Origin of the sequence: Pyrococcus sp., assembly GCF_030153625.1 — an archaeon.
GTDB classification, from domain to species: domain Archaea; phylum Methanobacteriota_B; class Thermococci; order Thermococcales; family Thermococcaceae; genus Pyrococcus; species Pyrococcus furiosus.
In genome coordinates this window covers 1-12,261 of the sequence record NZ_JASKLM010000049.1, presented here as the reverse complement: position 1 = coordinate 12,261, position 12,261 = coordinate 1, and the positions used below count along the sequence as shown (strand labels likewise).

At 39.8% G+C, this 12,261-nt stretch carries 7 protein-coding genes and 1 pseudogene; 1 reads left to right on the top strand and 7 read right to left on the bottom strand.

Annotation, left to right across the window (positions count from 1 at the left end; all coding sequences use genetic code 11):
* Positions 1–264 precede the first annotated feature (264 nt).
* Positions 265–738, top strand: coding sequence for a hypothetical protein (locus tag PWP39_RS08215; protein ID WP_288073437.1), 474 nt, complete (start codon positions 265–267; stop codon positions 736–738).
* A 502-nt stretch (positions 739–1,240) separates the two neighbouring features.
* Here the strand turns inward: PWP39_RS08215 and PWP39_RS08210 are convergent.
* The 7 genes and pseudogenes from PWP39_RS08210 to PWP39_RS08180 form a co-directional block, all read right to left on the bottom strand.
* On the bottom strand, positions 1,241–4,927 hold the full coding sequence (locus PWP39_RS08210; RefSeq protein WP_288073436.1) for an AAA family ATPase: 3,687 nt from the start codon (positions 4,925–4,927) through the stop codon (positions 1,241–1,243).
* Positions 4,924–6,078: a metallophosphoesterase family protein gene (locus PWP39_RS08205; RefSeq protein ID WP_288073435.1), complete on the bottom strand. Its 1,155-nt coding sequence runs from the start codon at positions 6,076–6,078 to the stop codon at positions 4,924–4,926. The genes PWP39_RS08210 and PWP39_RS08205 overlap by 4 nt, the downstream gene beginning before the upstream one ends.
* Positions 6,075–7,679, bottom strand: a complete 1,605-nt coding sequence (locus PWP39_RS08200) for a helicase HerA-like domain-containing protein (RefSeq protein ID WP_288073434.1) — start codon at positions 7,677–7,679, stop codon at positions 6,075–6,077. Before PWP39_RS08200 ends, PWP39_RS08205 begins: the two co-directional genes overlap by 4 nt.
* Positions 7,645–8,958, bottom strand: a complete 1,314-nt coding sequence (locus tag PWP39_RS08195; protein WP_288073433.1) for a DNA double-strand break repair nuclease NurA — start codon at positions 8,956–8,958, stop codon at positions 7,645–7,647. The genes PWP39_RS08200 and PWP39_RS08195 overlap by 35 nt, the downstream gene beginning before the upstream one ends.
* Positions 8,959–9,173: 215 nt before the next feature.
* Entirely contained in the window at positions 9,174–9,893 is a 720-nt protein-coding gene (locus PWP39_RS08190) for a hypothetical protein (protein WP_288073432.1), read from the bottom strand.
* 121 nt (positions 9,894–10,014) lie between these two features.
* Positions 10,015–11,682 carry a DUF262 domain-containing protein gene (locus tag PWP39_RS08185; RefSeq protein ID WP_288073431.1) on the bottom strand — a complete coding sequence of 556 codons (1,668 nt, stop codon included), beginning with the start codon at positions 11,680–11,682 and terminating at the stop codon, positions 10,015–10,017.
* Between the two features lie 233 nt (positions 11,683–11,915).
* Positions 11,916–12,261, bottom strand: a pseudogene (locus PWP39_RS08180) (hypothetical protein); the annotation flags it as partial.

Below are 12,261 nucleotides of genomic sequence, written 5' to 3'. Positions count from 1 at the left end.
TAATGCCCGAACTATTATATGTGCTTAGTGAGGAGACAAGAACAAAAATATTATCCAATAATAGCGAAGTTTGGAAGTTTTCGGAGAGCTTATCTGATTTTCCAATTTATAACCATAAATAGGGGAATGCTAATGTTCTTGTATGAAGCCCTGATTAAAAGAAGTCCAAGTAAGTATTTCACATTGAAGTAAAGAATGAAAAGACTTAAATATACAAACGGAGAATATATAAAGCTTTAAATGAAAAGTAAAAAGGTGAGTGGGATGATGAGATTGCCAGAAGAAGATGTCTTTGTAATTAGAGGAGGAATTAAAAACGAAAAAAGGAAGGAAGTCATTAATTTTCATCTTGATGTGAGAGAATTAAAAGAATTGAAAGAGAAGCATAGTTTGTCGATTTTTATTTATAACGGTGAAATAAGGTATATTATCAAGGATTTCCCAGAAGATGCATTTGATAAGATTTTTGTTAAAAATTGGGGATTTGTGGAAAAGATATTTAAGAAATTTGGCATGATACTTGAGTTCCGAGATTATGAGAGAGAAAGCAGAGAAGCCATGCTCGGGCTACTTGTAGCAGGAGATATATTTTGTGGGTTTGATAGATCAAATACAGACAGATTCCGTGAATTGATGGAGGATATAATATCGACAAAATTAATGAACGCTTGGGTTCATATTTTAGCATCGGAACAGTTACAAATATTTGATGACTGGGTTTATAGGTTTATGTTTTAGGTAATATTTCTTCATCTGGTAAGGCTCAGAGGAGTTATGAGAATTTTTTATCTGACATCATTGGAGAGTTCATATTATGCAATGTATCAAGTTCTAAGGAAAGATCTAATAAAGATCATGGACTTTAGTAAAGTGCATAAAATAAGTTTAGTATCGGCTCTTCTATTGTAAAGAAGTCATGAACTTAAGCTTATTCTTCTACTAACATTCCTACATGCTTTTTTTGTGATACTATGTATACTGACTGCACTATCTAAGGATTTTTTGTTCGTGCTGGAATATGACAAGTCTTGCCATATCGCACGATCTCTAGATCTAATGTGTATGGAAGGGACATAACTCAACGGGAAAGCCACGTTTTGTTTTCATAATATGAGGATTGGTTACCTCTAAAATTAAAAATATTGCATTGACTAAGGAACTCTTATTATCTACCACTCCAGCTATACACTCTATCTGAGTCTAGCATAGTGGAAGTTTGGTTGCTGAAAAGAAAAAAAGATTAAAGCCTCTCTCCTCCTAAGTTTTCAACTTCTTGTACTTGGGAGACACCGTCAACATTTCTAACTAAATAGAGGGTGTCCGCGACGTTCTCAAGTTCTGGGTGGTGTGTCACTATTATCACTTGAGGAATTGCTCCTCTAGACTTGAAGAACCTGTCCAGTATTTCCACAAGGTCTTTCCTGCGCTCTTCATCTAGATGAGTAGTCGGCTCATCCATTATGATTACTGAAAGGTTCCGGGAGAGGGCTCTTGCTATTGCTAGTCTTAGTGCCAGTGCCACAGCAACCCGCTCGCCGCCGCTTAATGTGGACGTTGGAACTTCTACAGAATTTTTCACGACAGTTATGTCAAAGTCCTCGCTGAGATAGATATCTGTGATGTCCATGTTGAAGTTTTCGATGTAGTCTGTAGCCAACTCAGAGATCACTGGGGCAATTCTCTGTCTCAAGAGCCGTTGGACACCATCGCGATGATAAGCAGCACGAATCCTCTCAAGGTCTGACAGAAGCCTCTGAAGACGTTCAACTTTCTTAAGTTTCTGTTCAAGTTCTGATATCTGAGTCTTGACTTCCTCTATCTTAGACAAAATTTTTCTTAGCTCTTCTTCTTTGGCATTTATGACCCCATTGAGTTCTTTGACTGTATTTTCAATACTGCGTACTTTCTCTTGAAGGCTTTTGAGCTCTTCTTCAGAAAAATCAAGAGACTTTAGTTCCTGTTTCTTCAATTCGATAGAAGCTTTGAGGCGCTCTACTTCGGAGTTAAGATGTGAAACTTTTTCTTGGAGAGATTGAAGCTCTTTAGCTCTTTCACTAGCTCTTATGTATTCATCCTTTAAGTTTCTAAGCCGTGATATCTCTGCTTCAAGGTCATCTGGAATTCCACCTATCGAATTTGCTAACTCTTCAGTTCTCCTCGTTAGCTCCAAAAGCTCCTGAGAAACTACTTCAATGTCTCGTATTACCTCATTCTTGGGTCTTTCGCGTTTTAAAGCATCGACGCTACCCACGTATTTTTCATGTGCTGGCTTAAGCTCTTCTAGTCTGCTCCTAAGCTGTTTTTTCTTATCTTCAAGCTCGTTAAGACGCTCAACGTCTCTTTTAGTTACATCAATTTTGTCCTCCAGATCTGCTAGTTTCTTGCTTAGTTTTTCAACCTCCTTCTCTATGAGGAGTTTCTCAGCAAGAAGCCTTGAGGGTATCTCAACTTCTTTTGTTCTTCTGAGGCTTTCTTCTATTGTACTTATCTCTTTTTTAATGGATTCAAGTTCCTCTGCCTTTGGTTTGAGGCTGAGATATTCCTCTTGAAGCTTCTCCAGTTTTTTGATCTCTTCATTCAAGTTGGAAGGAATTTCCTTAAGAGCTGACTCTATCTGAGCAACTTGATTATTGAGGAGAGAAAGCTGAGCCTGAAGTTTAGAGAGTTTCCCCTCTAATTCATGCTCTGGAGTCTGTTGTAAAATGTTCTCTAGTTGCTCCTTTAGAACAGAATATTTGTGATAGTCTTGCTCGACGATCTTTTTGTGCTCTTCTTTCTCGTTAATTTTCCTCATTAGATCTATGTACTCATTCTCCAGTTTGTTTTTCTCAGAAAGTTGCTCTCTCATGTTTTCAATCTCATTCTTTAGCTCTTCCATCTCGGCCTTCATTTTTTGATATCTTGCTAAATCAAGTTTTTCTAGGGATCTCCTGATATTCTCAAGTTCTCCAAGTTTTTCTTCGAGTTCTTTACTGAGTTTCTCCAACTTGTGGATTTCCTCCTCTATTTGATTTCTCTCATCAAGGAACTCCCTCTTTACGCGTGCTTTGTGAGTTTCATCCATTTCTCTGTGGCAGACAGGGCACACACTTGAGCCTTCCAAAAGGGAGAGATACTCTTCAATTTCTCCGATGCGGCCCCTTAACGCAGCTATTCTGTCCTGGTATCTCTTTAGCTCCCTTTGGGTCTCTCTGATGGTCTTAACTAGGTTATTTAGCTGTTCCTCCTTGGCTTCTAATGTGGGGGTTGGAAGGAATTTAAGTATTTCCCTTTCAAGCTCTTCTAACTCTTTCTCAAGCCTATGAAGTTGAGTCTCCTTTTCCTTTAGTCTTCCTTCAATAGCGTTCAGGTGTCCAAGTTTTTCCCGGAGTTTATCAAGTTCTTCATGTAGTCTTTCAAGTTCGTTGGTTATTCTCTGATACTCCCCATGACTTGGGAGAAGTTTCTCAATTGCCTCTCTCAGTTCAGCGATACTTGAGAGAATTTCACGTATCCTTTCCATTTCCCTCTTTGTTTCGGAGATTTGGCTCTGTAGTTCCCTTAACTCCTTGAGCATAGAGAGGCGCTCTATTAAGGGTTCTAGCTCCTTTACTCTATTTCTTGCATTTTCAGATTCCTTTAGCTCTAAGCGGAGCCTCTCCAAAGTTGATGCGTAGTTTTCGATAGTAGTCTGTAATTTCGTAATCTCCCTTTCGAGCTCATCTGGTGTTTTTAACAGTAACGTCTCATCAATTTTATCTACGGTTTGGTAGGCCTTCGTTTTCTCAAGAATTTCATTCAGCTTCCTTCTGGCTTTCTCTAATTCATTGAGAACTAATTCTTTTTCTTTTTCCAGGCTAATTAGTGTCTCCTTCCGAGGTTGAAGATCAGAGATAGAAGCCTCAATGGACTTCAGGGTCTCTTCTATTTGCATGTATTCTTCGTGTAAAGGAGCAGTTTCGTTTATGGTTTGTTCTATCTGCTCTATCCTTGATAATTCTCTCTCCAATGTTTCTCTTTGTTCTTTCAGCGGTTTTATCTGGTTGATCACTCTAAGTAGTCCTTCAAGAGTTTCTAATTTACTAACCTCTGGAAGCAATTCTTCTGCCCTTTTCTTTGCTTCTTCGGCTTCTTTCAGCTCTTTAAGGGCAGTGTTTAAATTGTCCAGAAATCTTTCCAGTTGAGTATTGAGGAGATTAATTTCGTTTGAAATCTCTGTGTATTTTTCCTTTTTCTTTTCCATTTCCTGAAGAAGCTTAGTAAATCTGGCTAGGTCTTCCTCCTTGAGCTTCATTTGTCCTTTAAGATTTTGTATCTCCCCTTGCAACTTCTGTTGCTCGATAGTTAACTCCTCAAGATGTTTTGTGAGATAATCGTATTCGCCTTGGAGTCTTTCATACTCTCTCAATTTATCCTTGAAGTGATCAATGACTGCTGCCATGTTCCTCCAGGCAGTTTCGAGTCTGTTCAACCCAATTAGACGGCCAATGAGATTCTTTCTCTCTGCAGGTCTTTGATCGAGAAGTGATGTGATTTCCCCCTGCCTTATGAGTATTGAGTTAATCGCTGAGTCCTTGTCTAAACCGATAATTCTCTCTAATTGCAATTGAACTTCTCTAACTCCTTCGGCAATCAATGTATTGGTATCTGCCCGATAGAGCTTGTAAATTGGTACTCCAGTTTTTCTTCTCTCCCATACTATGTAGTAGGGAATTCCTCCCTCCTCGAACTCAAGCTCAATTCTGGCGCTTGTTGCACCCCTACGAATTACATCACTCCAATTCTCTCCGCGGGGTCTGTGATTGAAGAGTGCTACAAAAATTCCATCTAGGATCGATGTTTTGCCAGCACCATTAGGCCCAACAAAAACGGTAACACCAAAAGGAAAGTCTACAGTTGTGTCTTTGTGAGACAGGAAGTCTTTCAGGACAATATGTCTTATTATCATTCTTCTTCCCCCTCAAGGTGCCTCATACATACTTCGATGCCACCCTCGATGTCGTCCTTCCATAGATGGGAATAGAGCTCAAAGGCCAACTCTCCTAGCTTGGCGTCCCCGAGATATTCCGTAAAGAGTGTTTTTAAGTCACCGATTTCTTTGAGTTCCTCAGGTGTTAAACTGCTAAGAACATCAGCTCCGCTGAAATGAACATCATACCGCAGAATCTTGTGGGGTACAAGATCTTCCAAGATTCCACGTACTCTTTCAATAATTTCTGGTTTCCTTATGCTGTCTCCTTGGACATTCAGCTTTAGGATTGGGGCTTTTTTTGGAGGAATGTTCTCTTCAAATAACATGTAAATAAAGGCCCTTAGTTCCTTAGATATGTTATCATTCTGGGTGTAAGAGAGCTCAAACTGAGGACGTATTGATTCGAGATTTATCTGATGAATTTCTGGAAGATCCCCCTCAAGATCAACGATGTAAATGCCTTTTCCATGGCGTTTCCAGGAGGATATCTCACTTTTTCTCATTATCTCTGTCGAACCCGAATACGCTAAGTAGCCTTTTCCGAATTGTTCTATTACTCTGGAGTGTATGTGGCCGAAGGCGTAGTAAGTTATCTCCCTTGGTAAATCAGCCATTTCTAACTCATAGGCTTCCTCGAAAGGTAGAAATTTTTTGATGGCTTGATGGGCAATAAGAACGCTCTTATTGTATTCTCTAGTAAGCAAATCCACTTTGGAGAGCTCCTCTTTTAGAAGCTCGACTCTGTGGCCTTTTAAATTTGAGATGCCAAAGAATGCAACATCATTAATGACAACCTTCTGAACTTGCCCGATTCCTAAAATTGGAATGTCCAAAAGCAAGTGTGGAGGCATTGCTCTTCTCCGAGGGGTATCATGCTCTCCCAATACAGTTAATATTGGTATGTTATGTTCTCTTAGCTTCTTGATACCCTCTTTAGCTACGTAAAGAGCCTTAATTGGGGGATGAGGACTATCAAAGAAGTCTCCCGCGTGAATAACCACATCAACTCTTTCTTCTATCATTCGGTCAATGACTTCATTGAAAGCATCGTAAATGTCGTTTTCTCTTTCCTCAAGGTTGTATTGTCTGTATCCCAAATGAGTATCGGCGATGTGGCCTATTCTCATTCTAATCCCCCCATATCAAGTAAACTATTAATTTCTGAGCGGATATCATTTATCCTTCCTCTATTGGCCTCCTGCTTAACTTCTTCCTTGGCTTTTCTGAGGAGTGAAACAATGTCAATATCCGCACCGCCTTCCTGAGTTCTCCGTTCTCTAATCCTTACCATGACTGGCATCTTGGTCATCTCCCCAACAATAACAGCTTCACCCACATTCAAGCCAGGCAAATCCCTTAAGAGTTCTTCACTTACTTGTTCTGCACTATTTCTGACAGCTTTCTGATCTTCTGGGTTGGTCATTCTCATGATTATCTGACTGTTACACTGGCTTAGAACATCTTGGTCAATTTTTTGGGGCCTTTGAGTTACGAGGATAAGAAATACGCCGAATTTCCTCCCCTCTGCGGCTATTCGTTTTGCTATGCGCTTAGATAGGGTACTCTCCTTTTTGGGAATGAACCTGTGGGCCTCTTCCATAAGAATGAAGACTGGGTACTCATACTTGCCCTGTTCTCTCTGGGAATACACTTCTGATAGGATCTTGTATGCTATGTAGTCTGCTACATGATCATTCAATCCTGAAAGATCCATAACAGAGATATGCTGAGGTTTAAGAAGCCTTTCTATTGGTGTTGTCACCTCACCGAAGACTTTTAATCCACTCAACCTCTCAATGTATTTCACAGCTTTTTCCCCGTCGTTGCCCATAGATTCAAGTTTTTCTATCAGGTCATCCACAGTGTACCCTCCAAGTTTTTCCTCTTGTAGTTTTTTGACGGCATCTCTTACTGCCTTCTGAATGTTCGACCATTTATCGCTGATACCAGCTACTGTGAATATCTCCTCGGGGGATAAATCTGAAAACTTAATCTCATAAGTCTCAACATGTCCAATATCCTCTTTGGAATATCTTCCTGTACTTTCGCGGGTTCTGAATACACTAACTCTCTTTAACACTTTCCTATTTCCATCTTTGCTGCGAGATATGAAAACATAATCTGCGTGAGGGTCTAATACTATTACTGTGGCTCCTTTCTCATAGAGCTCCTCCAGTAAAACTCCAGCAGTGTAGCTTTTTCCCGCGCCCGTCTGTGCAAGAATCGCGAGATGTCTCCGAAAGCCCTTTATTGTTAGATGCACCTTAACTGAGGGGCGGGTTATCAGATGGCCAATGAACAAACCTTCTTCTTCTGGATATGAATACACTAAGGAAAGAACCTCATCTGGGGCAAGATAAACATAGGTTCCGGGGTAGATAGTGCGTCTGGGCATCAGAATTTTCCCGTTCACTGGAAAGCCCAAAACTTTCACCTTTGCGAATAACCTTGGCTCAATTATCTCGGCGTCTTTCAGCTTTTCTGCGACAGAATATGGTGTGTATTCGTTTAGTCCCTGAGAGTAGGAGGTTATCGAAACTATCTGGCCTAAAACAAGAACCTCCCTTTCCACGCCATCCACGACTTCTCTTGAGGGAACTACTACATAATCCCAAATCTGAGGTGTTTTTGTGTTATCTATGGCAAAATAAAACTCTGAATGGGTTGTTTCACCTACTACCACTCCAATCTTCTCAAAAGAGTTTAACCCGTCTGTAATCCCGAGCATTTATGTCCACCTCTACAACTTCTTTAAATTTGGACAGATACATATCATCGAACTCCTTTCTATGGAATTTCACTTCTTTATCGACTTTCCATAGCCATATGTTGTGGTATTCTAGCCCCCCATATCCTGTAACTACGATACTCAACACATCGTCAAGGATGTTTTTATTAATGGGTTCTGGCCATCCCACATCGTGGAATTTTTTGGATAACCCGAGACAAAAAGCGGGGACGTCGATTCTAAGAGGGGAGTCCCTCTTGTCTAGAAGGGCGTGGAAAGACACTATCGATGGGAGCTCCCTGAGTTGCTTAAGTACTTTTATTGCAGCTCCCCTGAAATCCTTATCCATTGAAAGCGTCGGAAATGCAGTTCTAATGTACCCCTCTGGGTCGGACTCGATTTGAGACAACCCCCTGAGCCATCTTTTTGAGGGACCAAGAAGAAGAGGGATTGTATACCCTGGATCAAGATTGGAGATTTCTAGTAACTGGTAGTCTGGTCTAGGAACCATAAGCTCCTTCACAGTTTCGTTTAACAAACCAATGTCACCATATTCATGTTTTAACATGTCTAGTTCTTCTAGGGCGCGCCTCCTATTGTCGAGTACTAGGGATATCAAATGTTTGGCCTTATCCTCTGGCACTTTTCCCCGTACGCTGGGGAGTTTTACTATCTGCTTCACGAGGAAATCCCTAAAAAACCTGCTATTGCTCTCTTTGCTTATCCCTATAACCATAACATTATTTCGATTGGCAAGCTTGAACAGCCTCAGGACTTCCTTGTAGTATTTAAGGAAGAAGTCTCTCTCGTGGCTAAGAGGGCTCTCTATTACCAAATGCGAGATCCTTCCATAGAGCGACCCATCTATTAGTACTACCCCCGAGAATCCCCCGGATATTGCCTCGTTAGCAAGTTTAATTTCCAAGTACTCCATCTTCCTGCTAAAAATGTTTGTGACCTCGTGGGTGGGGCCATCGACATAATCAAAATCTGCTCCCAATAATCGGTATTCCTTGTTTTTATCAATGCCCAACGCTCTTACTACGTAGAACAAACCCCCATTTTTTAGGCGTTCCATCTGGTAGCTGCTGTCAATAGCTAAAACATTAAAATAACTTGGTTTTCTCTCGTAACTCTTTAGTGGAGCCGTGACCCACCAGTTTTTTAGTTCTTGAAAAAGAATCGAATTAATGCTTCCTGGAAGTTTGTGGTATCTTGTCCTCCAGTGATCTTTCTTCTGACTGAGAATATCGCCAAAAAGATCATAAAACCTAGGCATAGTTCACCAACAGTAATATCATTGACCAAGTTAATAAGCATTTCTCTTTTTCGGAAGTTAGAATGTAATCTGACTTATTATCGAAATTTTTATTGTCTAACTTCAACTTCGCCAGATTAAACAATAGTTTTCAGATCCAATGCATTTGAAAGCAATCTTCTGGTGTTAGTTGGGATATGACATCTTTATCTCACTAACTCTGAGAATGATAGAATTTATTTATAAAACCAGCGCCTCTCTAGATCCCACTGGTGGAAATTGTAATCCAAGTAGTGACCTAACACGGAAAGCAAGAGCAGTGCAACTGAACAGTCTGTGCGCCCGAAAATGTAGGAAATAACAGTTCCAAACAATGGCAGCCCAACAATGGTCAAGTGACGTTTTAATGACTTGCGAAAATTCTCTTCAAGCCCCTCGGGTTTTGTGGGTTCTAGGACACCCCTTAGTGCCAGTGCAGTCAAGTACGTTGCCTCTGCCATTGCGGCATCTGCATTTTCCTTGAGAGTGCTTTTGCTCAACTCAGCTTTAAGAACGTTAGCCGATACTGGGATCTTGCTTGCCCGCAGTATTTCACCTCTTGGGATGGCGCATTTAGAAATGCTGTTTTCGATTGTGTTGTGGACGTCCCAGCTTTTGACCTTAAAAAAGCGCAAAACGGTCTTGTTTTTGCCTACCGTGTAATCTTGGATGTAGTGGAGAGCTCTTCCGAGGGGTTCTACCCAATCTTGATTGCCCTTTAAATACTGTCTCCTTGCTTTGTACAAGTATTTCCACGCCCACTGTTTGGCTTTCTCAGAGTGATGGCGTACTTGTGTTTCTTTTACTTTTAGGTTTCCCTTTTTAGTAGTTGTTAGGGTAAAGTCAATATCGGGGGTGAGGTCTGGTAGGATGCTCGCTTCTGAGATTTTATGGGCTAGTTCGTCTGGAAGGTCCAAGAGTTTTTGATATGTACTTGGTTATTCTTCGGTGATCCCGCCATTTCATAGGTTATCCCCTTAAAGAACTGCTAGGAATTAATCCTTCTAGAGCCTTATTGAAACAGAATGAAAGGACAAGCTATTCAAATATTTCATTAAATACTTTCTTGCCTGTACTGTATATTTCTTTAATTCTGTAGTCTAAAAAGGTTTGATATTGCTCTAATTTCCACAGATTTTTATCTATTGGGATAAAGTGTTTCTTGGCATAGTCAACATACTGATCAAGATAGTCAATTGGGGGAGCATCCCCAATCTCAGAGTTAATGTGCTTGTGAATAAAGGTAATATTCCCCAAATTGTTTATCATGATCTCTCTGTCGTCGGGATCGTCAATATTTAGTTCCTTTTCCAAGTATTCTTTGGGAAATATGTGGTGGCGTGATAGTTCATTTAAAGAACTGTGTTTCAAAAGTTGTCCATTCCAGTTATCTGCATTGTTCTTTACTAAGAGAACGTACAACAAAAATAAATGTGCTCTCCCTTCCCTTCTGAGCACGTTTATAGTTAATCCTCTCTTTATGTCGTTTTCTGAAATCTTTATCTTAGCTTTTCTCCTTTTCATATTTTCAAGTAGTTGGCCTATTGGAAAAACATTCGAAGACTTTACAATCTCGAGATCTTCATCTAATTTCGTGTCTGTTGCAGAACTGTAATATCCATTAAAACTAGCCAAGATGAACCAATTTATCATGTTTTTAACATCATCTTCTTCGAGCTCTTCTAAGTTGCTAACATCTTTGTAATAAAGATATTTAGATATGGTGATCAAGGGTATTTGAGAAGGCAGTAACCTTGAATTTGATATACCTAATTCCCTCCTGAGCAAATCAATGGCTAACTTCATGGATTTTTTGGATTTTTCGAAGATAGTATCTGCATTTTGAGTGTTTATTTTTTTAATATTGGCTTTAAATTGATTTACTTTGGATACTTGGGTTTGCCTGAGCCCAAAGTTTGAAAATGCAAACCGTAGAACAGGTTGCAAATCTATTTCAAATATGCCATAAAGATCCTCATAAAGTTCATGAATTCTTTCTTTTAACTCACCGCTTATAGCACCTGCCAAAAATGACAACATGAGTTCCAAGTTTCCTATCCGTACCCCGTATTTATTTACTCTAATAAAAGCCTCTGCCATACTTAAAAAGGTTTCCTCGTTCTCTTCATAGGTTTCCATAACATATATCGGAAGCTTATAGTTTAATATTCTGTCAATTTTGTTCATCATGTCGTCAAATTGCTCACTTGGCGTTTCATCCATGAGTTTTCGGAGCATCTCTTTATCTTTTAACCAAAATGCTTTTATTAGGTTTGACAAGTCGATACCTCTTGTCTTACTCTTGTAGAACTTTTGGTTTGCAGGATTGTATGTTATGGGAACACTGCATGTTATTTTTTCTCCTCCTCTAGAAATTTCCCAACCTTTGAATAGCAATAATAATGATGTAAGTCTTTGTTGTCCATCAATGACATAGAAAATTTCTGATGGTTTTTTACCGTTACTGTCAATTAAAGGTTTTGAGAATGGATCTATCTTCTCGGCTAAAGAAGAATTTGATGGCTTCCACAGAATTATGGTTCCTATAGGATAATTATTGACGATTGAATCGATCAAGTCTTTAATGTCATCTTCATCCCAAACATATTGTCTTTGAAACGATGGAATCCGATACTTTCCAGATTCAAGTTCTGGAATAAGTTCTTTAATTTCTCTTTTATCCACATCTATCCTAATTGTTCCCATTTGTTTACACCTCTTCTTTGTGGTACAGCCATTTCAACTAGTTCTTAATCATATGCCTATTGCGTATACTTATCTCAATTAAATTATATCTTGTTATTTATAGTTTTAACTCGCCATTATTAACTCTTTCCTTCCCCCAACGCATAATGTCAAGCTATGTCTAGCAAGTTATAAGGTACAGCCGGGTTTCCCACGAGAGTAAAAGCTGTAGCGCCCAACTTCATCACCCAAGGTTAATCGTGCTCAACCTTTTTGAGTCTCTCTGCAACCTCTTGCAGGAGCTTCTCACATTCTTGTGTTTCAGTTGAGCCCTGATATTCTTCTCCGCTTAGTATCGAGAGCAAAGTACCAGCTAATGGCCATTCTTCTCTGTTAATCTGTTCAAGCATCTCTCTGGCTTCTTCTACGTTTAAATTTCCTCCGATCAGGTCAAGGGCTACCTTGAGAGCGTAAATATCAGTATGAGAATCACCCGTCATATCGATTATTCTAGTGATAGCATCGTCGTAAAGTGAAGCGTCTCCCAACTCATGCTGTGTCGAGTAGTGAATACAGATCGACTTCACTATGGAGCTGACG